Source organism: Flintibacter porci (assembly GCF_041925195.1).
GTDB lineage: Bacteria > Bacillota > Clostridia > Oscillospirales > Oscillospiraceae > Lawsonibacter > Lawsonibacter porci.
The window spans coordinates 127,270-152,877 of record NZ_JBHEVB010000008.1 but is presented as its reverse complement, the minus strand read 5'-3'; the positions used below and the strand labels follow the sequence as shown (position 1 = coordinate 152,877).

Here is a 25,608-nt window from a genome sequence, read left to right as displayed (position 1 = left end):
CTATTCCTCTTTTTTATTAAAACCGGGTTTTCCCGGTTTTAACCACGGTAAGGGGACGCTCAGTCCACGAACTCCACGCCGGTCTCCTCGTTCATGCTCTTGACTCTTGCCAAAGATTCCACCCGCAGGCCCTCGGCGCGCAGGCGGTCACCGCCGGGCTGGAAGGCCTTCTCGATGACGATACCAGCGCCCACCAGCTCCGCTCCGGCATCCTTCACCAGCTTGGCCAGCCCCTCCAGGGCGGCGCCGTTGGCCAGGAAGTCGTCGATGAGCAGCACCTTGTCGCCCGGGCCCAAAAACTCCTTGGCCACAATGATGTTGTACACACGGCCGTGGGTAAAGGACTCCACCTGGGAGGTGTACACCTCACCGGCGATGTTCTTGGTCTGGTTCTTTTTGGCAAAAATCACCGGACAGTGGAAAAACTGCGCCGTGATACAGGCGATCCCAATGCCCGAAGCCTCAATCGTCAGGATCTTGTTCACGTCGCAGTCTGCAAATCTGCGCTTAAATTCTTTGCCGATCTCCGCGAAGAGATCGACGTCCATCTGGTGATTCAGAAAACTGTCCACCTTCAGCACGTCGGTGCCCTTGACCTTCCCATCTTTGCGAATTCGTTCCTTCAAAAGCTCCATAGGCCGGCCGCCACCCTTTCTATCTGTAAAATATAAACAAATAATGCACGGAAACAACGGCGTGGCCCGACAGTGCGGGCCACGATCCGATAGAAATATATTTTTATTGTACAAAATAATTGCCCATTGTGCAATCCCTTTTCAAAATTTTTTGTGACCGGACTGTGAAAGCAATAAAAAAAGCCTCTCCCAACTGGGAGAGGCTTGAAGCAATGCAATTAGTCGGTGACGTAGGGCAGCAGGGCGACCTGACGGGCGCGCTTGATGGCCTCGGTCAGCTGACGCTGATGCATGGCGCAGGTGCCGGTGGTGCGGCGGGGCAGGATCTTTCCGCGCTCGGAAGTATAGCGGCGCAGCTTGGCAGCGTCCTTGTAGTCGATGCACTCGACCTTGTCCACGCAGAAGGCACAGACCTTGCGGCGCTTGCGGCCGCGGGGAGCCCGGTTTTCACGTTCCATAGCCATGAGAGTAACCTCCTTTTACGACCATATACGGTCTAAGATTTAAAACGGCAGCTCGCCGTCGTCGTCAGAGAGTTCGGCAAACTGGTCGCCGCCCATGGAGGGGGCGCCGTAGCCGGAGGGGGCCGCAGGCGCGGCCGGAGCAGCGGGGGAAGCGTAACCGCCGGAGGCATAGCCGCCGGAGTATCCGCCGCCGGAGGCGTAGCCGGAGCTCTGATAGCCTCCGTCGCCGTCCCGCTTGGAGTCGCCGAAGTAGACGTTATCCGCCACGATCTCGGCGCTGCGGCGCTTGCCGCCGTCTTTATCCGTCCAATCCCGGATCTGCAGCCGGCCCTCTACCACAGCCATGCGGCCCTTGGTGAAGTAGCGGCTGACAAACTCGCCGGTCTGGCGCCAGGCTACCACGTCGATGAAGTCGGTGGAGCGCTCGCCAGTGGACTTGTCCTTAAAATCCCGGTCCACCGCAAGGGTGAAGGAGGCCACAGCGGTCCCAGTCTGGGTGTGGCGCAGCTCCGGGTCACGGGTCAGGCGACCCATGATAATGATTCGATTGAGCATTTTAGCTCCCCCTTACTGGTCCTTGCAGACGATGAGGGAACGCATCACGCCGTCGGTGATCCGGAAAATACGGTCCAGCTCGGCGGGGATAGCGGCAGCGGCGTTGAAGGTCATCAGGACGTAGTAGCCCTCCATCAGATCGTTGATGGGATAGGCCAGACGGCGCTTGCCCCACTCGTCGATCTCGGAGACGGTACCGTTAGCCTCCACGACGGCCTTGAACTTCGCAACCAGAGCAGCGATGGCCTCCTCGCTCAGAGCGGGGTCCAGGATATACATCGCCTCGTAGTTCGCAGTGATCTTTGCCATGTTTCTTGCACCTCCTTATGGTCTTGTGGCCCCCGGTCTTCATGCCGGGAGCAAGGATAAGGCCCGCCTTCTCAGGAAGACAGGCCTAATTATTATATCTGATTTTGTCCAGAAGTCAAGGGGTTTCCTCTATATAAATCAAAATTTTTCCACCTTGAGGTCCTCTCGGGTGAGCTTTTCCCAGGAAAAGAGAGGGACGAGCTGCTGGGCGGTGATGGGCGCGGGCTCCGGGATGAGACCGGCCAGATGGGCCAGGTGACCCAAAAGCTCGGGCGCGGTATACCCGCTCTGAAGCTCCCCCAGCTCCTGGTCCCGGTCCCGCTTGGCCAGCCGCCGCCCGTCGGCGGCCAGCAGCAAAGGCACGTGGCCGTACTCCGGCTGCGGCAGCCCCAGCAGCCGCTGGAGATAGATCTGCCGGGGGGTGGACGAGAGCAGGTCGCTGCCCCGCACCACCTGGGTTACCCCCATGGCGGCGTCGTCCACCACCACCGCCAGCTGGTAGGCATACACCCCGTCGGAGCGGCGCAAAATGAAGTCTCCGCAGTCGGTTTTTAAGTCCTCTTTGTATTCTCCATATAGAAAATCGCAAAATGTAATGGATTCCTGCCCCACTTTCACCCGCCAGGCCGGGCGGCGGGTCTGGCTGAGAGCCTCCCGCTCCGCCTCGGTCAGCCGGGAGCAGCGGCCGTCGTAGATGGTCTGCCCGTCGCTGCGGTGGGGCGCCGAGGCGGCCAGGCGCTCAGCCCGGGTGCAGTAGCAGGGGTAGATGAGGCCCCGCTCCTCCAGAGCGTGGAAAGCCTCCGCATATACCGCGGTGCGCTCCGACTGGTACACCGGCTCGTTGTCCCAGGTGAGTCCAAGCCACTCCAGATCCCGCATCACCTGGTCGCACCAGGCCCGGGTACACCGGTCCGGGTCCAGGTCCTCCAGCCGCAGCACCATCTCGCCCCCCTGGCTCCGGGCGCTGAGCCAGGCCAGCAGCGCTGACCACAGGTTGCCCAGGTGCATCCGTCCGCTGGGGCTGGGGGCAAAGCGGCCCCGCACTGTTTTCTGTTCCATGAGTCCGCCCCTCCTCTCCTTGTTGTGCCAAGGATACCACACCCCGCCGCCTCCCTGCAAGGCTCTTGCCAGAAAGCCCCAAGGGCAGGTATAATGGAGGGCGAAAAAATCCCAGAAATTTTTTCGTCTCCACGCAATAAAATGCCCCCGTTCCCCATTTCATAAATGACAGGAGAAATGCGCCATGCTGATGCTATTGGCAGCACTGCAAAGTGAATATGGCGTCCCCGACCCCCAGCAGCTGGAAGAGCTGATGGCGGGCCTGGCCGCCGGAGACCGGGAATCTCTGGCTCAGCTGTACCATCGCACCCGGGCGGCGGTATACGGCCTGGCCCTGTCCATTCTGGGCAGCGGCCACGACGCGGAGGACGTGACCCAGGACACCTATGTGACCGCCTGGGAGAAGTGCCACCTCTACCGCCCTCAGGGCACCCCCATGGCCTGGCTGCTCACCATCACCAGGAACCTGGCCCGCATGAAGCTGCGGGACCGGGGCCGCACCCAGGACCTTGGAGAGGAGCAGTGGCACGCTATCCCCGCCCAGTCCCCCTCGGTGACCCCCGAGGACCGGGCCGTGCTGGAGGCCGCCCTCAACATCCTCAGCGACCAGGAACGGCAGATCGTGGTGCTCCACGCCGCGGCCGGTCTCAAACACCGTGAGATCGCCAAGCTGCTGGAGCTGCCTTTGCCCACCGTGCTGTCCAAGTATCGCAGAGCCCTGTCAAAACTCAAGACCAAACTGGAAGGAGATGACGCCCCATGACAGACCATGAGTTGGAACGCAGGCTGCGCACCGCCCTGGATCACGCCGCCCCCAACGACCTGGAGGGCGTGCTCTCCCGGTGTGAAACGGGGAAAGGAACCGTGATCGACATGACAAATGCCGTGGAAACGAAGAAGAAAAAGAACCGCTGGGCTCCCCTGGCGGCGGCCGCCTGTCTGGCCCTGGTGCTGGTGGGCGGCGGCGGAGGCTACTACTATTACAGCGCCAACAACGCCGTGGCCTCTCTGGTGTCCCTGGACGTAAACCCCAGCATCCAGCTGGAAGTCAATAAAAACGAAAAAGTTCTCTCCGCCACCCCCATGAACGACGACGGAGCGGAGATTTTGGACGGCATGGACCTGAAAGGCACCCAGGCCGACGTGGCCATGTATGCTATCATCGGCTCCCTCCTGCAGCACGGCTATGTGGATGAGCTGGCCAACTCCATTCTCATCACCGTGGAGGACGACGACCAGGTGCGGGGCGAGAAGCTCCAGCAGGAGCTCACCGCCCAGGCGGACGCCGCCCTGGCCAATGCTCAGGTAAACGGCGCAGTGCTGGCTCAGACCCTCCAGAACAGCGAGGAGCTGAGCCAAAAGGCCCAGGAGTACGGCATTTCCACTGGCAAGGCGGCCCTTATCCAGGCCATCGTGGCGGGCAGCAACAACACCAAGACCTTTGAGGATCTGGTGGGCCTGTCCATCAACGAGCTGAACCTTCTCTATACCGCCCAGGCTCCTCTGGAAGGACAGACTTCCGGCAATGAGCAGAACACCGGCGCGGCAAACGCCGCTCCCATTACCACCTCCGGCTCGGCCAGCCAGAGCGCCTACATCGGCCCAGAGGCCGCCAAAGAGGCCGCTTTGAAACACGCTGGGGTATCTGCCTCCGACGCCACCTTTGTGGAGGCCGAGTACGACTACGACGATGGACGCATGGTCTATGAGGTGGAATTTCACGTGAAGGGCACCGAATACGACTGCGAGATCGACGCCCAGACCGGCGAAGTGGTAAAGTACAAGACCGAGCAGAACGGCGCCAACACCGGCGGCTCCTCCGCCAATACCTCCTCCTTCATCGGCGAGAGCGCCGCCAAGGCCGCCGCCCTCAGCCACGCCGGAGTGAGCGAGAGCAGTACCAAATACTGCAACGCCTGGCTGGAGTACGACGACGGCCGCGCCGAGTGCTATGAGGTGGAATTTATGGCGGGCAACACCCGCTATGAGTACAAGATTGCCCTCACCTCCGCTACCGTGCTGGAGAGCGAGCGGGAGAGCTACGGCGGCTCCGGAAGCTCCGGACAATCCACCCGCCAGAGCGGCAGCCAGACCAGCGGCGGCTCCGGCACTTCCTCCACCGACATCGGTGCGGAAAAGGCCAAGTCCATCGCCCTCAATCACGCAGGGGTCAGCGCCAGCCAGACCTCCGAGATGAAGGTGGAGCAGGACTGGGACGACGGCGTTCTGGAGTATGAAGTGGAGTTCAAGGCCGGCGGGGTGGAGTATGAGTACACCATTCACGGCGGAACGGGACAGATTTTGAAGTACGAATCCGATCGGGATTAAGTAGAAAAATCCTGGCTGTCAACGGCAGCCAGGATTTTTATTTTGGGAGGATTCCGCCCTGCGGGGCGTCCTACTTTGCCCACGGCGGCAAAGTAGGCAAAACGCCGCCGGGGGCCGCCTTCGAGGAACACTTTGCCTGCGGCAGTGTTCCTAGGCGGCTTGCCCCCGGACCCCTGTTTACGAGAGAGGGTCACTTTGGACTTTTGGTCACTTCCGGCGTCCTAAGTTTTGACCGTGCATCCCTCTACTCTCGGCCCACTGGGGCCTACCAATCTAAAATTTACAGGCAGGCGGCTCTAACGCCCCCCGCCTCCTGCATCCCTACCTGTTGGGTGCGGCGGTGGTCGGACGGATGTCTCCCACAACTGCCCAGCTGCCACGGTTTTGCCAGAGTAGGCGGTGTCCGTACAGCGCAATATTCACCAAATTTTGCACATAAAGGGCCTAAGGCCCGAGGCAAGAAGGACCAGCGGTCTTGTCTTTGCCCGCCGAATTAGATTTCCAATCTTTCTGGAGGGCGTCCCCCGTAAATGGGGGTCCAGGGGGTGGGGCGACTTTGAACGCCCGCGCCGCGTGGCGTTCATCGGAGACACACCCCTTGGCGCATCTTTGGTTACTTTCTGTGCGAGCAGAAAGTAACATTCGCCCACATAAAAGGAACCTGCCCCGCAGGGCGGAACCTTCACTCCTCTCCCCTGGCCTGCCTTAAAAACTCCGCATCCTTGTCATCCAGGGCGTGCAGCCCCGCAAAATCCTCCATGTGGTGGGTAAACTCATGGGCCACAGTGGCGAAGATCTCATCCTTCCAGGTCTCCTCGTCCTCGTCCGCGAGCAGAGCGGCAAAGGAGCCGTAGTAGAGTACAATATACCGCCCCAGCATATCATTGCAGTACTCCCCCATGATGTACATCTCCCCCGGGGGAAACTCCGGGTCGGGCAGGGCCTGCTCCTCCAGCTGGATGCCTCCGTCCAGCTCTTCAAAAAACGCGTCCGGGAACTGCTGGGCGATCTCCTCCAGCCAGTCCCCCATGGTCTCGTAGCTGGGCACCATGGCAAACGCCTCCTTTTCTTCCTTTTCCTCAGGATACCAAAAACCATGCTCCCATACAAGGGTCAGAAAACCTTCGAAAAAACTTAAGAATTATTCCATATCAATTTAATCTTTCTGCGGTATGGTATAGAAGACATCCCTTGGACAGAAAAGAGGTTTTCCCTATGCCATCCCGTTCCCGCGAGGCTGCCGCCTCCACAAAGAAAAAGTGTCGCCGTTCCCCCCTGCCCTGGATTCTTCTGGTCCTGGTGGCAGTGGTGGGAGGCTATCGCCTTTATACCGGCTATTTCCCCTTCCAGCCCCGCCACTCCCTGGACGGCCAGACTGTCAGCCGCGAGACTCTCTCCCAGCTGCGTGAACTGGCCAAAGAGGAGCCCCAGGCTAAATACATCCTGAAAAATCTGGACGACTACCCCGCCAATCTACTCTCCCTGCTTGCCCGCAACAGCGAGACTCTGGACTTTGTGGCGGGCTACCCCCAGCACAAGCACGACACCCCCGCCGACACCGTGGGCGAGATGACAAAGGGAGAGTTCCCCCTGCTCATGCAGTGGGATATGCGCTGGGGCTACGCCAACTACGGCGATGGTCTGATGGCCCTCAACGGCTGCGGTCCCACTGCCCTGTCCATGGTGATCTGCGGCCTCACCGGGGACGACACCATCACCCCCTACACCGTGGCCCAGTACGCTGACAGCCAAGGGTTGTATGTGGACGGAGTGGGCACCAGCTGGGATCTGATGCGCACGGGGGCCGAACACTTCGGTCTCACCGCCAAGGAACTGCCCCTGGACGAGGGCGTGGTCACCCGCGCTCTGAAAAATGGCCAGCCCATCATTTGCAGCGTCGGCCCCGGCGACTTCACCACCAGCGGCCACTTTATCGTGTTGGTGGGGATGGAGGACGGCAAGATCCGGGTCAACGATCCCAACCGCCACTCCACCAGTTCTCAGCTGTGGGACTATGACACCCTGGCCGGACAGATCAACAATCTGTGGGCCTACTCCCTGGCCTGACCCTTCCCTGCCGGAGCAAAACGGGGTATAATAGAGATGAGAATCCGTGCTTAGATTTGGAACCCCTCCACCCTGTATTCCGTCTAAATGAATAGAGAGGAAACACCGGAAAGGAGTGTACTGCCATGAAACGAACGGTATCCATCTTGCTGGCCTCTGCCCTGCTCTTATCTCTGGCAAGCTGCGGCCCCAAAGGGGAGTCCTCAGACCCAAAGGGCAGTCAGAGCTCGTCCCAGGGCCAGGCCGAACCTGTTTTTACCACCCTGAAGGAGCCCACCTACCCCGAATTTCCCCAGTTTCCCCAGCAGCCTGAGGATGGCCCTGACGCTGACTGGGACGCCTATTATAACGCCTACGACGAGTATTACAGCGCGGTGATGGAGCTGCGCAGCGGCGGCATCCCTGAGGGCACCCGCTTTGCCCTGAGCGACTTTGCCGCCAAGAGCACTCCCCTGGCTCTGGCAGGCCAGGAGGGGAAAAACTCCGCTTACTCCCCTGCCTCCCTGTGGGCGGCTCTTGCCATGCTGGTACCCTGCGCCCAGGGGGACAGCCAGGCCCAGCTGCTCTCCGCCCTGGGGGTGGCCGGTCAGCGGGAGCTCACCGACCAGGTGGGTCGCCTGTGGAAGGGTCTGTACACCAACGACGGGGTGAGCAGCCTCATTCTGTCCAACTCTGTGTGGCTCAATGACGCTCAGGAGGGGGACTACGTCCAGTCCACCCTGGACACGTTGGGCCGGGACTACTTTGCCGGGGTATACACCACCCCCATGGGCACTGCCGGAGCCGACCAGGCCATCACGGACTGGATTTCCAAGGAGACGGGCGGTCTCATCGGCGGGGATGGGCCGGTGGTGGAGACCACGCCTGACACCCTGCTTCTGCTGGCCTCCTCCCTTTACTACAAGGCAGCCTGGCTGGAGCCTTTTGATGCCTCCCAGACCCAGGCGGGAGACTTCACCACCGCCGCAGGGAATACCGTCTCCGCAGACTTTATGCACGCCTCCAAAGCGGGTAGTTTTCTGAAACGGGATGGCTACCAGGCTGCTGCTCTGGAGACCCAGCTGGGCGAGATGTTCTTTGTCCTGCCTGAGGAGGGCACCTCCCCCGAGGAGTTATTGAGTGATACCAGCTTCCTGTCCAGCCTCAGCTCCGGAGCCGCTGATGTGCAGTACGGTACGGTAGAGTGGTCGGTCCCCAAGTTTGACCTGTCCGCCGACCTGGACCTGATGAGCACTCTGAAAGCCCTGGGCATCACCGATCTGCTGAACCCGGATCAGGCGGACCTGAGCGGCCTGACCTCTATGGACACCTTCCTGACCCAGGCCGAGCAGATGACCCGGGTGAGTGTGGATGAGGAGGGCGTGGAGGCCGCCGCCGTCACCATCATTGCCGACTGCAAGGGCGGAGCCCCCGACGAAACCTGCGTGATGAACCTGAACCGTCCCTTCCTGTTTGTACTGCGCAGCCAGGGTGTGACCCTATTTGTGGGCGTGGTGAATGAGGTATAAATTCTTTTTCTAATAGAAACCGCCCCCGTAGGATCGTTCCTGCGGGGACGTTTTTTTGTGTTTGGAGGGTTCCGCCCTGCGGGGCGGGTTCCTTTCTGGATTACCAGAAAGGAACCAAAGAATCGCTGGGGGTTGATTCCGGTGAGCGCCTTCGCGCAGCGGGCGCTCACAGTCATCTGCCCCCCAGGCCCCCATTACGGGGGACGCCCTCCAGAAAGATTGGTTTTGACCTCCCGGCGGACCTAAAACAAGTTCCGCAGTTCTTCTTGCCTCGGCCCACTGGGGCCTACAAATTAAAAATTTGAAAGATATGCAGTTGAAATAACACCGCCTACTCTGGCAAAACCGTGGCAGCTGGTCCGCCCGACCACCACCGCACCCAACAGGTAGGCAGGCACCAGGCGGTGTACGTTAGAAGGAAATAGCATTAAATTCTGATGGCAAAAGGCCCCTGTGGGCCGAGAATGGGACGGGAACCGGTCTTGATTTTGCTCGCCGGAAAATACTAAGGTTCAAAGGGATACGCCCCCGTAAACAGGGGTCCGGGGAAAAGGTAACTGTGAGCGCCCGCTCCGCGAAGGCGCTCACCGGAGCCGTTCCCCGGCGATCTTTGGTTCTTTCCATCGCTGGAAAGAACACTCTTCTCTCCCCAAAAACCAAAGGGACGGCCCACGGGCCGTCCCTTTGGTTTTATTCGACAGTTTTTAAAGACTCCACCATATCCAGCTTCTTTAGCTTCCGGTGGGCCGCCAGGTTCACCACCAGGGAGAACACGGTAGTCAGCAGCACCGCCCACAGATAGCTGGTGGGCGCTACAGTGCGGCCGAACATCAAAAGGTCAATTTCCACCGTCAGGATCAGCCACTGGTGGAGGAATTTACCCATCACCATGCCCATGGCTACACCAAACACGGTGAGAATCACGTTCTCCCGGTAAATGTAGGCGGACAGTTCTCCATCGTAGAAGCCCAACACCTTCAGGGTAGCCAGTTCCCGCATGCGCTCGGTGATGTTGATGTTGGTCAGGTTATAGAGCACCACAAAGGCCAGGGCCGCGGCACACACGATGATCAGCGCCACCGCGTAGTCCACGCTCTCCAGGCTGGTGCCGAAGGTTTTCCTTGTGTCCTCGATGCGGGTGAGCGAGCTGACGCCGTCCAGGGAGACCAGCTTCTGCTCCAGCTCCTGCTCCAGCTCCTGGGCGCCGTCGGCCTGGGTGTCGTAGAAGACCAGCACGGCATTTTCCTCCGGAGTCTGACCGAAGACCTGCTCATAGCAGGCCTGGGACATATAGATGCTGTGCTGGATATAGTGCTCGGTGATGTCGGCCACCCGCACCTCCACCCGGCTGTCTCCGTCCAGGGTGATGGTATCTCCCACCTTTACGTCCAGCAGCAGGGAGAGCTTTTCCGTGAGGATGACCCCATCATCGGGAAGGGTAACGGTGTCATTGTCGGTGCGGTGGCGCAGGTTGACAAACCGCTCCAGCACCTCACTGTTTTCCACCACCTCCAGGGTGGCGTCGGCGGTATAGGCGTCGGTCTCGGCAGTGACCGTCTCGGTGTGTTCCTTCGTCCAGTCCCCTACCAGTTCGCTGCCCTCCAGCGCCTTTTCTACCTCGGCCCACTCGCCGGGGGTAATATGCTCCACCAGCCCCAGCTGGGCGGAGTAGCGGTAAATTTCTTCATACTGCTTCTCCATCACCGCAAAGATGGAGTCCCGCAGGCCAAAGGCCGTAACAATGAGGGCGGCGCAGCCGCCGATGCCGATGACGGTCATCCAGAACCGCTTCTGATACCGGAACAAGTTGCGCAGGGTGATCTTATAGTTGAACGACAGCCGCCGCCACAGAGGGGTGATGCGCTCCAGCAGGATGCGCTTGCCCATGGGGGCGCTTTGGGCCGCATGAGCTGGGCAGGCACGGCGGCCAGGGTATTGAAGCAGGCCCCCAGGGCGGACAGGGTGACGGTCCCCACCGCCGCCAGACAGGCCGTGACCGAGGTGACCGGCTCAATGCCGTAATGGATGGGACCAAAGGTATAGATGATTTTCCAGGAGGTACAGATGATCCAGGGCAGCAGGGTCAGACCCACCGCCAGCCCCACCAGGGAGCCTACCGCACTGGCCAGGAAGCCGTAGCCCACATATTTGATGGCAATGGCGCCCTTGGAGTAGCCCAGAGCCTTCATGCCGCCGATGGCCACCCGCTGCTCCTCCACCATGCGGGTCATGGTGGTCAGACACACCAGAGCCGCCACCAGGAAGAAAATGAGGGGGAAGACGCTGGCCAGGTTGCCCATGCGGTCGGCGTCCATGGAGTAGCTGACAAAGCCCATGTTGGTGTCCCGGTCCAGCAGGTACCACTCACAGTCGTCCAGATCGTCCAGATCCCGCTGGGCCTGCTCCACCTTCTTCTTGGCGTCGGCGATCTCAGCCTCGGCCTCCGCTTTGCCGTCCAGGTATTCCTGGTAGCCGTCGGCGTACTCGGCCTCGCCGTCGTCCAGCTCCTTCTTGGCGTCAGCCAGTTCAGCCAGTCCGTCAGCACGCTCCTGCTCCAGGGTCTTCTTGCCGTCCTGGAGCTCGACGAGGCCGTCCTCGTACTCCTTCTTGCCGTCCTGCCAATCCTTTAAGCCCTGGGCGTAGTCGGCCTCGCCGTCGTCCAGCTTTTTCTTGGCGTCTTCCAGTTCCAGGCGGCCGTCCTCCAGCTCCGCCCAGCCGTCGTCCAATTCCTTCTTGGCGTCGTCCAGTTCCTTTTTGGCGTCCTCCAGCTGGGCTACGCCGTCCTCGTACTCCTCTTCGCCCTCTTCCAGCTGCTTTTTGGCGCTGTTGAGCTGACGCCGGGCAGAGGCAAGCTCTGCCTCGCCGTCATAGATCTCCTGCCAGCCACCCTGAATGGCCTGGTTTCCGGAGAGGAACACGGAGGTGGACACAGGCACTTTTTGCCCGTTTACCGTGGTATAGAGCTGGTCCAGCTGGGATTGCAGCTGCTGGGAGGTGGTATTGGTGAGCCCCGCCGCATCCCGCTGCGCCCGCAGGCTGTCCAGCTGCTGCTTATAGGGAATCACCTGCTCCAATCCGGCCAGTTCGCCCTGTCTTTGAGCCAGCGCCTGCTGCTGCTCAGCGATCTGTCCCTCCAGCGCCGCTTTTTTGGCCTCATAGTCCTCGGCGGCCGGATCCAGAGCGGCCAATTGGCCTTCCAACGTCTGAATTCCACTCTGGATCGCGCTGATGGCGCTCTCCAGCTGGCTTTTCTGTGCAGTCAGCGTGCCGGTATCCACATTGGCGTAGTCCCCCAGCTGGCTCTCCAGCTTGGCAATCCCGTCCAGCAACTGGATACCGCTGGATAAATTGTTCCGGGTGGTATTGAGTACGCCGTCAATGACCGCGCCCTGCTCCCCCGCCATGGCGGAGAGCAGCTCGCTGTTGCTGCCGTAAGTGGGCAGTCCCAGGGCGGGCAGCTGATTGCGGAACTGGGTCAGGCCGTCCTGGAAGGCGGCCTCCTGCTGCTGCAGCTCCCGGCGGCCCGCATTGAGCTTGGACACGCCGGAATTATACTGTCTGACGCCGTCGTAATACTCGTCCCAGCCGTCGTCCAGCTCCTTTCGGGCGTCCTCCAGCTCGGCCACGCCGTCCTCATATTCCTTAAGGCCGTCCTCGTATTTCCGCTCGCCCTCGTAGTAGTCCTGCAGACCGTCCAGATATTCCTCCCGGCCCTCCTCATAGTCGGCCCAGCCGTCATCCAGCTCTTTTCGAGCGTCCTTGAGCTCGTTTTCGCCGTCCAGCAGCTCCTGCCACGCGTCGGCAAGCTCTTGTTCCCCGTCGGCGATCTCCTGCTCCGCGTCGGCGATTTCCTGGTTAAAGGTGTTTTCGCCGTCCCGGTACTCCGCCCAGCCGTCGTCCAATTTCTTCCGTGCGTCACTGAGCTCCGCCTCAGCATCGGCCAGTTCCTGGGCCACCTCTGCCTCGGCGTCAGAGAGCTCCTGCTTGGCCTTGTCGATCTCCTCCTGGGCCTCGTCCCGGATAGAGTCTCCCCGCAGCTGGGCCCGCTCTTTGGAGAGCGGTTCCAGCTGGTCGGTGCGCTCCTCTACCAATTGCTCGTAGGCGTCGCTGTAAGTCATCAGCTGGGAAGCACCCTCAAACAGGAGGTAGGCGTCAGTATAGGTCTCCATATCAAAGGATTCCATGGGCAGCAGAATAAAATAGCTCACTTTTCCGGTGCCCAACGTGGAGGAACCTCGCTCCACACCGATGTACAGCGGAGAGTTGGCACTTCCAACTATGGTAAATTCTGTCTGCCTTAAAGCATCCTTATAATCCCCGGTTCCGGTGTCTAATGTGATCGTATCCCCCACAGAAAGGCCTGTTTCCTGCAAAAATCGGGGTTCTACCAAACATTCTCCGGCCTTTTCCGGGAGTCGGCCCTCCTGCAGGTCGGGGATGTTCAAATTATCTGTAAAGGATAGTACCTTCACAGTAGAATCCTTATCCTCAACCTTCACCGTCGCGTCGATGGTATAGGCCCCCTGGGCCAGCTCCACCCCCTCCTGACGGCTGAGCACCTCCACGTCCTCCTCCGTCAGCCCCAGGGTGGACACCACCCGCAGGTCCATCAGCCGCTGGGCATCCAGATATTGGTCCACGCTGTTTTTCATGTCGGGCTCGGTGACCCGCAGGCCCGCCAGAAAACAGACCGCCAGGGCGGAGAGGATCATGATGGAGATAAAGCGGCTGCGGGTATTCTTGATCTCCCGCAGAGTATCGGTGAGCAGGCGGTTGGGGGTGCGCTTTCTTCTGTTTTTCATGCCGCCGCCCCCTTTCTTTGTCTTAAATCGTCCATATTGTTCTAAAAGTGCTCCTTATTGTGCTGTTTTTGCCCTGTTTACCACTCGATCTCTTCCACGGGCATGGGGTTTTCGTTGCGCACGATCCGGTCCACCCGGCCGTTTTTCACGTGGATCACCTTGTCGGCCATGGGTGCAATGGCGGTGTTGTGGGTGATGACCACCACCGTCATCCCCTGCTGGCGGCAGGTGTCCTGAAGGAGCTTTAAGATGGCCTTGCCGGTAATGTAGTCCAGAGCGCCGGTGGGCTCGTCGCACAGCAGCAGCTTGGGGTTTTTGGCCAGCGCACGGGCAATGGCCACCCGCTGCTGCTCGCCGCCGGAGAGCTGGGCGGGGAAGTTATTGAGCCGCTCCCCCAGTCCCACGTGGCACAGTACCTCCTGGGCCGGAAGCGGTTCCTTGCAGATCTGGGCGGCCAGCTCCACATTTTCCAGGGCGGTGAGGTTCTGAATCAGGTTATAGAACTGAAAAACAAAGCCGATGTCGTAGCGCCGGTAGGTGGTCAGCTGGCGGGAGTTGCATTTGCTGATCTCCTTGCCGTCCACCAGGATGGTGCCCTCATCGCAGGCGTCCATGCCGCCCAAAATATTCAGCACCGTGGTTTTACCCGCTCCGGAGGGACCCACGATGATGACAAACTCCCCTTTTTCAATGTCAAAGGTGATGTCATCCACCGCCGTGATGGTAACTTCACCCATTTTATACCGCTTGACCACGTGCTCCAGTGAAATATATGCCATACCCGTCCTCCTGTTGATTAAGGAACATGTGTTGATTATTTTTATACTTTATATTATAGTGGTTCCAACGGCAGACGCAAGGGACACATTTGCCCATTCTTGTCTGAAACCCAACAATTTTCCACATTCTGTCCGGAAAATGTGGAAAGATTTCGTAAACTTTTCAGGAGGGAGCTATATGATCCAGGACACCCAGGACCGCCGGGTTCGCCGCACCCGGATGCGTCTGCAGCAGGCCATGCTGGAGCTGCTGAAAGAGAAGGACGCCCGCTCCATTACCGTGCGTGAACTGACCCAGCGTGCCGACGTGAACCGGGGCACCTTCTACGCCCACTACAAGGATGTATTCGATCTGCTGGACCAGATGGAGCAGGACCTGTTTCAGCGTTTGACCCAGCTGTTGTCCTCCTATTCCACCCAAGATTTGCAGCGGGGGCTCACCCCCCTGCTCACCGACGTGTTCCGCTTTGTCCGGGACGATCCGGTGCTGCGGCTGGCCTTTTTGGACCAGCGCACCCAGGACTCCTTTTTCCGGCGGCTGGACCAGCTGATTTATAAAAAGTGCCAGGAGGACTGGCAGGGGCTGTTTCTGCCCGTAGACCAGCAGCTGTGGAACTGCTGCCTGGACTTTTTGGTGTCGGGCGCGGTAGGACTGGCCCGTGGCTGGATGGTACGTGGTTTTCAGGAGGAGCCGGAGCAGGTGGCCCAACTGGCCAACCGGCTGATCCTGAACGGCCTTTCCCTTTCTTAAGCGGAAATATTTTCCTGAATCGGTGCCGTTTTCCGCCTTTCGCCCCTTGTCACTTTTTGGGGAAAAGAGTAGAATATTTTTAGTGTGTGTATGTTATCCCTGCGGGAAACCATTTGTAAGGAGAGACGAGTTTTGAAACCTTCCAAAGTATGCGCCGCCATGCTGTGCGGCGTCTTTGGGGCGGCGCTTTTTACCACCCCGGCATTGGCTGCCGCGGCCCCCAATGACCTGCGGCACCACTGGGCTCAGACCCAGGTATACACCTTGATGGAACACGGCATCATTGCCGGCTATTCCGACCACACCTTCCGCCCGGACCAGCCGGTCACCCGCCAGGAGGCGGCAGGTCTGGTTTACGGCCTGTTGGAGGAGATGGGCGCGGAACTGGACGACGAGGTGGAGATCCCCGTCTTCGGCGGCACCACGGAGGATATTCCCCAGCAGGTACTGGAGGACTGGGAGAAGTATCATAGCTCCCTCCAGCGTCCCAGCGAACCGGAGGAAGGGGAGGAAGAAACCACGATCCCCGGTAACGACGTGACGTTCCCCACCTATACCGACCTGGACGACAGCTGGGCAAAGGACAAGATCCTGTGTCTGGAGGCCAACGGCGTGCTGCCTGAGGACGGCACCGGCCTGTTCCGTCCCTTCCAGAACCTGACCCGGGGCGAGGCGGCTCAGATCCTGTACAACAGCATCTGCCGCTGGCCGGAGCTGTTTTCCCTCACCCCTGTGACCGAGTCGCCCGACATTCACGACATGGACGGACGACCCGATGCGGAGGCCGTGCTGTCTCTGGCCCGGCTGGGTGTGGTGTCCGGCCGCGGCGACGGCGGTTACTACCCTGACGACTCCATTTCCCGGGCGGAGTTCTCTGTACTGCTGCTGAATCTGGCAGGCTATCCTCTGATGACCGACGTGGAGTTTGATCCCCTGCCCGTGTGTACGGTGATCCCCACCCCCTACATCAGCCAGGTGTACCCCTCCGCGGCCTGGGTGGGCTGTGAGCCTACCTCCCTGCTTATGGGTCTGAAAGCCAAGGGCTACGCCCAGAATGTGACGCTGGATCAGTTCCTGGCCGACCTGCCTAAGACTTCTTCCAACCCGGCCAAGGGCTTTGTGGGCTCCCCCTACGTCCCCAGCGAGACTCTGCGCACCACCATCTATCCGGCTCCTCTGGCGGAGTACGGCCGGCGGTACGGCAATGTGAAGGACTTTTCCGGCAAGTCCGTAGAGGAATTGCGGGAGGAAGTGCTGCTGGGTAACCCGGTGGTCATTTACGTCACCCTGTACTGGAAGCAGCCCTATTACCGCAATTTCAACATTGAGGGCACCACCCAGAGCCTGCTGCGCAACAACCACGCGGTGCTGGTATGCGGCTATGACGCTACCACCCAATACTATTACATTGCCGATCCCTACAACATTGATGACCGCTATCACGACTACTTCTACTGGATCTCCGCCGATGTTCTGGATCCCCTGTATATGGTGCGGCAGCACGCGGTGGCAATTGAATAATCTGTTTTCTATGGGAAACGCCCGGGCATGCCCGGGCGTTTCTTTTTGCTTTCCACGGAGAGAATGTTACTTTGCCCACGGCGGCAAAGTAACCAAAACGCCGCCGGGGACGGCTCCGATGAGCGCCTACGCGCAGCGGGCGCTCATAGTCGCCTTTCCCCGGACCCCCGTTTACGGGAGTGTGTCCCTTCGGGTTTATGTATGTTTCCGGCGGGCAAAATCAAGATCTGTTTCTGTCCTACTCTCGGCCCACTGGGGCCTTTTTCCGTCAAAATTTGAAAACATTTATCTTCTAACGTACACCGCCTGCCCCATTCCTACCTGTTGGGTGTGGCGGTGGTCGGTCGGACCAGCTGCCACGATTTTTCCAGGGTAGGCGGTGTCATTTCAGCGCGATGTCCACCAAATTTTGCACATAAAGGGCCTAAGGCCCGAGGCAAATGGTATCACAGATCTTATCTTTGCCCGCCGGGAGGACACAGAAAGCTCGCAGGAGGGCGCCCCCCGTAAATGGGGGTCTGGGGGCAATGACTGTGAGCACCGCCGCAGGCAAGGTGCTCACCGGAAGCAGCCCCCAGCGATTCTCAAGGTGAATTGCCCCAAAGGGGCAAGAGAGGGTGGCCTGGGCCATTGGTTACTTTCTGATCGTCCAGAAAGTAACACCGTCTCTTCCCCGCCCCGCAGGGCGGAACCTTCTCAATAAAAAAGTGGGAGCGACGCAGAACGTCACTCCCACAAAAATCTCTCTTACGGGTGCAGAGGCGAAACGAAGTTTCGCACAAAGTTCTTTTGCCTACTTTTCTTTCAAGAAAAGTAGGTTAGCCGCGGACGGCGCGGGTACGAGCCTCCTTGCGGTCCTCCATTCTGGAGACAATGAGGGTACAGGCGGCGTCGCCGGTAATGTTGACGGTAGTACGGCCCATATCAAAGACACGGTCGATACCAGCCACCAGTGCAATGCCCTCAATGGGCAGACCCACGCTCTGGAGCACCATGGCCAGCATGACCATGCCCGCGCCGGGAACGCCGGCGGTGCCGATGGAGGCCAGCGTGGCGGTAAGCACGATGGTGACCATATCGCCCAGGGACAGGCTCACACCATAAGCGGTAGCAATAAATACGGCGCACACGCCCTGATAGATGGCGGTACCGTCCATGTTGATGGTGGCGCCCAGAGGCAGCACGAAGGAGGCCACTTCCCGGCGGGCGCCCAGGCGCTCGGTGCACTCCAGGTTAAAGGGCAGCGCGCCCACAGAGGAGGCCGAGGAGAACGCCATCATCATAGCAGGGGCCATTCCCTTGAAGAAGGCCAGCGGGGACAAGCCGCCCAGCAGCTTCACCGTGGAGGAGTAGACGATCAGCGCATGGAGGATATAGCCCACATAGGCCAGTGCCAGTACCGCCACCAGATCCCGCAGGATCATGGGTCCGTTCTCTGCCACCACAGGGCAGATCAGGCAGGCCACGCCGATGGGAGACAGCTTGATGATGAGGTCCATGATCTTCATGAACACCTCGTTGAAGCTGTCCACCACCTGAGCGGCCACCAGCCCCTTCTCCCCGGCCAGCAGGATGCCAAAGCCCAAAAACAGGGAGATCACAATGACCTGAAGCATGGTCGCGTCAACCAGAGGCTTAATCGCATTGGAGGGGAAGATGTTGACGATCACGGTCATGATGCTCTGTCCCTCGGGAGGGGTGTAGCTGAGGTCGGTGGTATCCAGGACATGGAACAGGCCCATACCAGTGGCTATATTGGCCAGGATCAGAGCCAGCACCACGGCAAAGGCGGTGGTACACATGTAATACACCACAGTCTTTCCGCCGATGGCGCCCACCTTGCTGATATCCTTCATGGAGATCACGCCAGAAGCGATGGAGAACAGCACAATGGGCACAACCACAAATTTTAACAGGTTCAGGAAAATATCGCCCCAGGGCTTGATGTAGTTTTTGGCAACGTCGATCCCCGCCCCATCGGGTACGTTCATCAGGATCAGACCGGCCACCACACCGACTGCCAGACCAATAAAGATCCAAAACGCCAGGGGCAGCTTCTTTTTGCTTGTCATGCAGCTCTCTCCTTCCGCTTCTTCACAAACGCATGTTTTTGTCCCCCGCCTTGCATTTTTGCGGGGCGTCCTCTTACTCTTTCAGTATACACACCTTCCCCGATTTTCTCAACCGTTTTTCCGGCTTTTCCTGAAATTTTTTTCAGATTTCACCCATACCCTCTCCCCTCCGCTTCCCGTTATTTCCAATTATTCTTTGCTATTTTGCATGTTTTGAATGTCTGTCATGCTTTTCCCGGGAAAAAAGAATTTTTTCCGGTCGACCTGCTTCGTCTTTTTCTATTCCAAAATATGGTAAACTATACTTGTAAATATTTCCCAGATAGGAGGGGTAGCGATGCAGCTGCTGCGGAAAAAAGGCATGCTGGACAGCACGCGGGTGCTGTTTCTGCCTGTGGACGACATTTTTCCTAATCCGGACCAGCCCCGGCGTGTCTTTGCCCAGGGAGATTTGGAGGAGTTGGCCCGGTCTATTCAGGCTCTGGGACTGCTCCAGCCGCTGACGGTACGGCGCACCGAGGGAGGTTGGGAGCTGGTGGCGGGCGAGCGGCGGCTGCGGGCAGCCAAGCTGGCCGGGCTGCGGGAGGTCCCCTGCCTCTCTCTGCAAATCGACAGCCAGCGCTCCTCCCTGCTGGCGCTGGTGGAAAACTTACAGCGCAAGGATTTGGATTTCTGGGAGGAATCCTTGGCATTGGACAAGCTCATCTCCACCTACCACCTCTCCCAGGAGGAGGCCGCCCGGCGGATCGGCAAGAGCCAGTCGGCGGTGGCCAACAAGCTGCGGCTGCTGAAGCTCCCCCGCGAGGTGCTGGAGATCCTGCGGGACGGCGGAGCCACCGAGCGCCACGCCCGGGCGCTGTTGTGCCTGGAAGACGCCCAGCTTCAGCTCCAGGCGGCCCAGACCGTGGTGGAACAGCATTTGACGGTGGCCCAGACGGAGGCTCTGACGGAAACCCTCCTTCTCCCCCCGCCGCCGGACCAGCCCGCCCGCCGTCCCCGGCGTACCTTTGTGGTCAAGGATGTGCGGCTGTTTTTAAATACCGTCCAGCGGGGGCTGACGCTGATGCGCACCGCGGGAGTCAACGCCCAGTGTCAGCGAGAGGACGGCGAGGAAGAGATTTTGCTCACCATCCGCATCCCCCGGTCCCCTGCCCGCGGATGACCTGTGGAGCGGCAGGGATGTTTCACGTGAAACATCCCTGCCGTTTTTTCTTGTCCTGCCATTGTTTCACGTGAAACATCGTTGCTTTGCCCAAGAGAAATGCAGGCAAACGGCTTGAAAGTGCGGGCCGCGGTTGTTATAATGGAACTCTGGAATCACACCGCTGCTTACTTATATATAAAGGTAGCCCTGTGATGGCCTCATTTTCCGTCAGGAGGTAGCTGAATGGCCAGAATCATTGCCATTGTCAACCAGAAAGGCGGAGTGGGCAAGACCACTACCACCGTAAACATTACCGCATCCCTGAAAGCTCTGGGCAAACGGGTGCTGCTGTGCGATTTTGATCCCCAGGCCAACGCCACATCGGGCATGGGCGTGGACAAGAACACCGCCTCTCCCAACGTGTACGATGTGCTGATCAATGGAGCGGACCCCAAAAAGTCTGTGGTTTCCACCAAGTACGGCGACGTGATCCCCTCCAACAAGGCCCTGGCAGGGGCAGGCATCGAGATGATCGCCATCCCCGACCGGGAGCACCTGCTGAAAAAGGCGCTGGACAGCCTGGCTGAGAACTACGACTACATCTTTATCGACTGCCCCCCCTCCCTGGAGCTGCTTACCGTCAACGCCCTGTGCGCAGCCCACTCCCTCATTGTGCCCGTTCAGTGCGAGTACTACGCCTTGGAGGGTCTGAGCGACCTGCTGTCCACCGTGCGGCTGGTCAAGCGGGGCCTCAACCCCAAGCTGGCCCTGGAGGGCGTGCTGCTGACCATGTTCGACAGCCGCACCAACCTGTCTCTCCAGGTGGCTGAGGAAGTGAAGCGGCACTTCCCCGGTCAGGTGTATGCCACCGTCATTCCCCGGAACGTGCGTCTGAGCGAGGCTCCCAGCCACGGCATGCCGGTGACCGACTACGATCCCTACTCCCGGGGCGCGGAGGCCTATCGGTCTCTGGCGGAGGAAATGGCATCCGCAGAGGGCTGACCCCCTCTCCCCTACGGCGGCGCTGCCGCCTATGATCTTTGATCTTTGATTTTGGAAAGCGCTGAACCACAGGTCGTATCCCGTTGGCCCAGCCCTTTCTTACTGGAAAGGAAGGTGTACCATGGCAAAACGAAAGACCGATCTGGGACTGGGTCGGGGACTCAACGCCCTGCTGGGCGACCCGGAGCTGCCCGCTCAGGGAGAGGGCTCCATCTCTTTGCCCATCTCCCAGGTGGAACCAGGTTTGAACCAGCCCCGGAAGCGGTTTGATCCGGAGACGCTCAGCGATCTGGCTGAGTCCATCCGCGTCCACGGCATTATCCAGCCCCTCACGGTACGGCGGCTGGCTTCCGGCTACTATCAGATCATCGCCGGAGAGCGGCGGTGGCGCGCCGCCAAGCAGGCAGGTCTCACCGAGGTGCCAGCCGTCATTATTGAGGCAGACGACCGCAAGGTAATGGAACTGGGCCTCATTGAGAACCTTCAGCGAGAAGACCTGAACCCGGCAGAAGAAGCGCGGGGCTATCAGGTGCTGATGGAGGAATACGGCCTGACTCAGGAGCAGGTGGCGGAAGAGATGGGCAAATCCCGTCCCGCCATTGCCAACACCCTGCGTCTGCTGGCTCTCCCCGAGGATCTGCTGAAGCTGGTGGAGGAAGGAACTCTATCTGCCGGCCATGCCCGGGCCATTCTGGGCGCGCCCACCCAGGCCATGCAGCGCCAGGCCGCCAAGCAGGTGATTGCCCACGGCCTGTCTGTGCGCCAGACCGAGAGTCTGGTCAAGGCACTGCAGAAGCAGCCGGCGGAGAAAAAAGCCGCCAACGATGAGATTGCCCTTTACCTTGGAGAACTGGAGAAGTCCCTGTCCAGCAATTTGGGCCGGAAGGTAACCATCTCCCACCACGGCAAAAAAGGCAAGATCCAGTTGGAATACTACAACCCCGAGGACCTGGAGGCCCTACTGAGCCTGCTCAATACCCTCCACGGAGAGGAGCCCAATTCCTATGAAGAATGATGAACGTACCCCCTCCCCTTCTCAGGAGAAGCGGGAATCCGCGCCGGAGAAGCAGGAGCCTAAGAAAGCCCCGGCCTATGTGCCCCCTGCCACCAAGGAGAAGCGGCAGAAATCGGTGTTCAAATACATCACCATTCTCTTTGCCGCTGCCTTTGTGCTGATGCTGCTGGCCTTCATGATGGAGCGGCGGCAGAACGAGCAGGTGGTGGACAGTCTGAACCAGTCTGTCTCCGGCCTGCGGGAGTCGCTGAGCAACATGCAGTCCGCCCAGGATATCTACGACGAGAACATGGAACTCATCGAGCAGATCAATGAGCTTCAGTCGGAAAATGACCGGCTCACCAGCGAAAACCGGGATCTCTCCAACAGCCAGAAGAGTAGCGAGCAGTCCGTGGAGGCGATGGGCTGGTTCTGGCAGATCGACGAGGCCTATGTTCTGGGCAAGTACAGCCTGTGCCGCAGCCTCATTGATCAGATGGGCGAAGAACTGGTTTCCGCGCTGCCCACTGAGGCGGTGACGGACAATGGCCGCTTCTCCCCGGCTGACCGGTATCAGGAGATCTACGACGCGGTTTATTGATTCAGAATTTTTCCACAATCTTAGATGAAAATGTGGAAAGAATCGTTTATCTATTGAAAGAACGGGTGTTACTTTCTGTACGGACAGAAAGTAACCAAAGAACCGCCGGGGGCCGATTCCGGTGAGCACCAAGCCTGCGGCGGTGCTCACAGTCATCTTGCCCCCGGACCCCCAGTTACGGGGGACGCCCTCCTATGAGGTTAATCTGACCTTCCGGCGGGCAAAATTTAGTTCAGTGATACTTTTTGCCCCGGGCCTTAGGCCCTATGTGTGCAAAGTTTAGAACACTCCGCGCGGAAGAAACACCGCCTGCTCTGGCAAAGCCAGGGTGGCTGGGTGGTCTCTCAGGCGAGGGAAACGGTGCTTTCACCTCCCCCCTCCCCTACGGGCGAGAGGCGAAACGCAGTTTCGCAGGAAGTTCTTTTGCCTACTTTTCTTTCCAAGAAAAGTAGGTTTCACGTGAAACATTAAAACCATACCAAATGAACAATATTGGAGGAACAGACCATGCTGGATATCAAGTTTGTCCGGGAAAACCCCGACGTGGTAAAGGAAAACATCAAGAAGAAGTTCCAGGATCAGAAGCTTCCCCTGGTGGACGAGGTGCTGGAGCTGGACAGCCAGAACCGTGCCGCCATTGCCGAGGCTCAGGACCTGCGCACCCAGCGCAACGCCCTCAGCAAGCAGGTGGGCATCCTGATGGGTCAGGCCAAGAAGGACCCCTCCAAGCTCCAGGAGGCTGAGGAGGCCAAGGCCAAGGTCAAGGCCAACGCCGACCGTCTGGCCGAGCTGGAGGCTCTGGAGACGGAACTGGCCCAGAAGATCCGTCACATCATGCTCCAGATCCCCAACATCATTGATCCCTCCGTGCCCATCGGCCCCGACGACTCCGCCAACGTGGAGGTGCAGCGCTTCGGTGAGCCTGTCACCCCCGACTTTGACATCCCCTACCACACCCAGATCATGGAGTCCTTCAACGGCATCGACATGGATGCGGCCGGCCGCGTGTCCGGCAACGGCTTCTACTATCTGATGGGCGACATTGCCCGCCTCCACGAGGGCGTGCTGGCCTACGCCCGGGACTTTATGATCGACAAGGGCTTTACCTTCTGCATTCCCCCCTTCATGATCCACGGCAACGTGGTGGAGGGCGTTATGTCTCAGACTGAGATGGACGCCATGATGTACAAGATCGAGGGCGAGGACCTGTACCTCATCGGCACCTCCGAGCACTCCATGATCGGCAAGTTCATCGACCAGATCCTCACCGAGGACCAGCTGCCCCAGACCCTCACCTCCTACTCCCCCTGCTTCCGCAAGGAGAAGGGCGCCCACGGCATCGAGGAGCGCGGCGTGTACCGCATCCACCAGTTCGAGAAGCAGGAGATGGTGGTCGTCTGTAAGCCTGAGGACTCCATGGACTGGTACGAGAAGATGTGGCGCTACTCTGTGGAGCTGTTCCGCTCCCTGGACATCCCCGTGCGTCAGCTGGAGTGCTGCTCCGGCGACCTGGCTGACCTGAAGGTGAAGTCCTGCGACATCGAGGCCTGGTCCCCCCGTCAGCAGAAGTACTTTGAGGTCTGCTCCTGCTCCAACCTGGGCGACGCCCAGGCCCGCCGCCTGAAGATGCGCGTTAAGGGCGAGAAGGGCACCTACCTGCCCCACACCCTGAACAACACCGTGGTGGCTCCTCCCCGTATGCTCATCGCCTTCCTGGAGAACAACCTCCAGGCCGACGGCAGCGTGAAAATCCCCGAGGTCCTGCGCCCCTACATGGGCGGCAAGGAGCTGCTGATCCCCAAGAAATAAGCAGGCGGACCGGAGAAGCTGCGGCTCCTCCTCTCCCCTCCCCCGCTGCCTGGTCCCGAAGGGCACGTTCCCTTCCGGCCAGGCAGCGGCCAAATATATAACAAGGAGCTTGTGTGTATGTCTCAGGGAACCAGAAAAAAAGAACTCTCCCTGCTGAACCTGCTCTTCTGTATCCTGATGGTGCTGATCCACTGCCTGAGCCAGCCGGTCTCCGTGCTTGACCGCAGCAGCTGGCCATACGCCCTTGTTCTGTGCGTGCAGCGCCTGGCCTTTGTGTCGGTCCCCGGCTTCTTCTTCCTCAGCGGTCTGAAGCTTACCCTGTTTGCAGACCGGCACCGCAGCCTCATGAAATACTGGCTGGGCCGGGTACGGACCATCCTTCTCCCCTACATCCTGGCGGTGGCCATCTACTACCTCTACTTCTGGACCCACCACTACTTCCCCTTCTCCCTGGCGGATTTCGGGGGATACCTGGTGCGGGGCGATCTGTCCAGCCACTTCTACTTTGTGGTGACCCTGGTGCAGTTCATAGTGCTTACTCCGTTGTTCTTGTGGCTGGCCCGGCGGTTTGACCCGGTGGTGCTTCTGCCCTTTGCCCTGGGCTTGACCTGGCTGGGCTCCCTGTATCTTCAGGCCATCCTGACCAGCGCTGCCCCCGACGTGACGTTCCCCTACGGCGACCGGGTATTTCTCTCTTACCTGATTTACTACCTGGCAGGCTGCTGCGCAGGCCAGTCCTATTCCAAGTTCCTGGCTCTGCTGGAACGCAACGCGCCTCTTATCGCTGTCCTGGCCGTTCTCTTTGCGGCGTGGGATGGAGTAGCCAGCTGGCTGGGCTTTTCCGGACGGCGGGAGATCCCCTATCTGGAGCTGGTCCACACCCTGTACATTCTCAGCGCTATTCTGCTGCTGTTCCTGCTGGCCGCCCGGGACCGGGCTCCCCTGTCCCGCCTGTGGGCGGCGGTGGACCGGGCCAGCTACCTCATCTACCTGTACCACTGTCTGGTCATTGTCATCTTCAATGATCAGGTGATCCGCTTGAATCTCTCGTCGGTGGCAACAGAACTGGTACTTCGGCTGCTGGTCGTCTACCCAGTGACCATTGGCGGCGCCCTGCTGTGGCAGTGGATGATGAGAACACTGCGTCAGCACCTGACCTCCGGCGGCCGACGTGTCGGCACCCGGTTGTAAAGGATCATATCCTTTTT

At 59.6% G+C, this 25,608-nt stretch carries 22 protein-coding genes; 12 read left to right on the top strand and 10 right to left on the bottom strand.

All coding sequences use genetic code 11. From position 1 onward, the window contains the following. Positions 1–59: 59 nt before the first annotated feature. The 5 genes from ACEVJL_RS10625 to gluQRS form a co-directional block, all read right to left on the bottom strand. Complete coding sequence (locus ACEVJL_RS10625; RefSeq protein ID WP_040649980.1) at positions 60–635, bottom strand: xanthine phosphoribosyltransferase; 576 nt, start codon at positions 633–635, stop codon at positions 60–62. A gap of 218 nt (positions 636–853) precedes the next feature. Then, a complete protein-coding gene (gene rpsR / locus ACEVJL_RS10620; RefSeq protein WP_020989965.1) occupies positions 854–1,099 on the bottom strand; it encodes a 30S ribosomal protein S18 in 246 nt (81 codons plus the stop codon). Between the two features lie 39 nt (positions 1,100–1,138). Continuing rightward, positions 1,139–1,654 carry a single-stranded DNA-binding protein gene (locus ACEVJL_RS10615; RefSeq protein ID WP_008982300.1) on the bottom strand — a complete coding sequence of 172 codons (516 nt, stop codon included), beginning with the start codon at positions 1,652–1,654 and terminating at the stop codon, positions 1,139–1,141. Positions 1,655–1,666: 12 nt separating this feature from the next. After that, positions 1,667–1,963 (bottom strand): 30S ribosomal protein S6, encoded by a 297-nt coding sequence (rpsF, locus tag ACEVJL_RS10610; protein ID WP_008982301.1) that lies wholly within the window; start codon positions 1,961–1,963, stop codon positions 1,667–1,669. A 138-nt stretch (positions 1,964–2,101) separates the two neighbouring features. After that, positions 2,102–3,022 carry a tRNA glutamyl-Q(34) synthetase GluQRS gene (gene gluQRS / locus ACEVJL_RS10605; protein WP_235398093.1) on the bottom strand — a complete coding sequence of 307 codons (921 nt, stop codon included), beginning with the start codon at positions 3,020–3,022 and terminating at the stop codon, positions 2,102–2,104. 184 nt (positions 3,023–3,206) lie between these two features. Here gluQRS and ACEVJL_RS10600 point away from each other — a divergent pair, with 184 nt between their 5' ends. Together ACEVJL_RS10600 and ACEVJL_RS10595 are read left to right on the top strand one after the other, a co-directional pair. Continuing rightward, positions 3,207–3,785, top strand: coding sequence for an RNA polymerase sigma factor (locus ACEVJL_RS10600; protein ID WP_110441660.1), 579 nt, complete (start codon positions 3,207–3,209; stop codon positions 3,783–3,785). After that, on the top strand, positions 3,782–5,350 hold the full coding sequence (locus ACEVJL_RS10595; protein ID WP_374737823.1) for a PepSY domain-containing protein: 1,569 nt from the start codon (positions 3,782–3,784) through the stop codon (positions 5,348–5,350). The genes ACEVJL_RS10600 and ACEVJL_RS10595 overlap by 4 nt, the downstream gene beginning before the upstream one ends. Positions 5,351–6,032: 682 nt before the next feature. Here ACEVJL_RS10595 and ACEVJL_RS10590 read toward each other — a convergent pair. Continuing rightward, the gene (locus ACEVJL_RS10590; RefSeq protein WP_374737822.1) at positions 6,033–6,401 is read right to left on the bottom strand and encodes a metallopeptidase family protein; all 369 of its coding nucleotides are present in this window, start codon (positions 6,399–6,401) and stop codon (positions 6,033–6,035) included. A 164-nt stretch (positions 6,402–6,565) separates the two neighbouring features. Here ACEVJL_RS10590 and ACEVJL_RS10585 point away from each other — a divergent pair, with 164 nt between their 5' ends. Together ACEVJL_RS10585 and ACEVJL_RS10580 are read left to right on the top strand one after the other, a co-directional pair. Next, a complete protein-coding gene (locus tag ACEVJL_RS10585) occupies positions 6,566–7,417 on the top strand; it encodes a C39 family peptidase (RefSeq protein WP_374737821.1) in 852 nt (283 codons plus the stop codon). A 125-nt stretch (positions 7,418–7,542) separates the two neighbouring features. Then, positions 7,543–8,925: a serpin family protein gene (locus ACEVJL_RS10580; RefSeq protein ID WP_374737820.1), complete on the top strand. Its 1,383-nt coding sequence runs from the start codon at positions 7,543–7,545 to the stop codon at positions 8,923–8,925. Between the two features lie 690 nt (positions 8,926–9,615). On the opposite strand, the gene ACEVJL_RS10575 is transcribed toward ACEVJL_RS10580, so the two are convergent. The 3 genes from ACEVJL_RS10575 to ACEVJL_RS10565 form a co-directional block, all read right to left on the bottom strand. After that, entirely contained in the window at positions 9,616–10,812 is a 1,197-nt protein-coding gene (locus ACEVJL_RS10575; RefSeq protein WP_374737819.1) for an ABC transporter permease, read from the bottom strand. Beyond that, complete coding sequence (locus tag ACEVJL_RS10570) at positions 10,701–13,727, bottom strand: ABC transporter permease (protein ID WP_374737818.1); 3,027 nt, start codon at positions 13,725–13,727, stop codon at positions 10,701–10,703. Before ACEVJL_RS10570 ends, ACEVJL_RS10575 begins: the two co-directional genes overlap by 112 nt. A 77-nt stretch (positions 13,728–13,804) precedes the next feature. Further along, positions 13,805–14,506 carry an ABC transporter ATP-binding protein gene (locus ACEVJL_RS10565; RefSeq protein ID WP_110441654.1) on the bottom strand — a complete coding sequence of 234 codons (702 nt, stop codon included), beginning with the start codon at positions 14,504–14,506 and terminating at the stop codon, positions 13,805–13,807. A 178-nt stretch (positions 14,507–14,684) separates the two neighbouring features. On the opposite strand from ACEVJL_RS10565, the gene ACEVJL_RS10560 reads away from it, so the two are divergent. Next, entirely contained in the window at positions 14,685–15,257 is a 573-nt protein-coding gene (locus ACEVJL_RS10560) for a TetR/AcrR family transcriptional regulator (RefSeq protein ID WP_162599039.1), read from the top strand. Between the two features lie 132 nt (positions 15,258–15,389). After that, complete coding sequence (locus ACEVJL_RS10555) at positions 15,390–16,778, top strand: S-layer homology domain-containing protein (RefSeq protein ID WP_374737817.1); 1,389 nt, start codon at positions 15,390–15,392, stop codon at positions 16,776–16,778. A gap of 818 nt (positions 16,779–17,596) precedes the next feature. On the opposite strand, the gene ACEVJL_RS10550 is transcribed toward ACEVJL_RS10555, so the two are convergent. Further along, positions 17,597–18,850 (bottom strand): dicarboxylate/amino acid:cation symporter, encoded by a 1,254-nt coding sequence (locus ACEVJL_RS10550; protein WP_008982313.1) that lies wholly within the window; start codon positions 18,848–18,850, stop codon positions 17,597–17,599. A 337-nt stretch (positions 18,851–19,187) separates the two neighbouring features. Between ACEVJL_RS10550 and ACEVJL_RS10545 the strand changes: the two genes are divergently transcribed. From ACEVJL_RS10545 to ACEVJL_RS10520, 6 genes are all read left to right on the top strand, one after another. Beyond that, complete coding sequence (locus tag ACEVJL_RS10545; protein ID WP_020989971.1) at positions 19,188–20,012, top strand: ParB/RepB/Spo0J family partition protein; 825 nt, start codon at positions 19,188–19,190, stop codon at positions 20,010–20,012. A 225-nt stretch (positions 20,013–20,237) separates the two neighbouring features. After that, a complete protein-coding gene (locus ACEVJL_RS10540; protein ID WP_008982315.1) occupies positions 20,238–20,996 on the top strand; it encodes a ParA family protein in 759 nt (252 codons plus the stop codon). 121 nt (positions 20,997–21,117) lie between these two features. Next, positions 21,118–22,011 carry a ParB/RepB/Spo0J family partition protein gene (locus ACEVJL_RS10535; protein ID WP_008982316.1) on the top strand — a complete coding sequence of 298 codons (894 nt, stop codon included), beginning with the start codon at positions 21,118–21,120 and terminating at the stop codon, positions 22,009–22,011. After that, positions 22,001–22,591, top strand: a complete 591-nt coding sequence (locus tag ACEVJL_RS10530) for an MreC domain-containing protein (protein ID WP_008982317.1) — start codon at positions 22,001–22,003, stop codon at positions 22,589–22,591. Before ACEVJL_RS10535 ends, ACEVJL_RS10530 begins: the two co-directional genes overlap by 11 nt. Before the next feature lie 507 nt (positions 22,592–23,098). Next, on the top strand, positions 23,099–24,400 hold the full coding sequence (serS, locus tag ACEVJL_RS10525; RefSeq protein WP_235398075.1) for a serine--tRNA ligase: 1,302 nt from the start codon (positions 23,099–23,101) through the stop codon (positions 24,398–24,400). A 117-nt stretch (positions 24,401–24,517) separates the two neighbouring features. Then, on the top strand, positions 24,518–25,591 hold the full coding sequence (locus ACEVJL_RS10520; protein WP_374737816.1) for an acyltransferase: 1,074 nt from the start codon (positions 24,518–24,520) through the stop codon (positions 25,589–25,591). Positions 25,592–25,608: the final 17 nt, after the last annotated feature.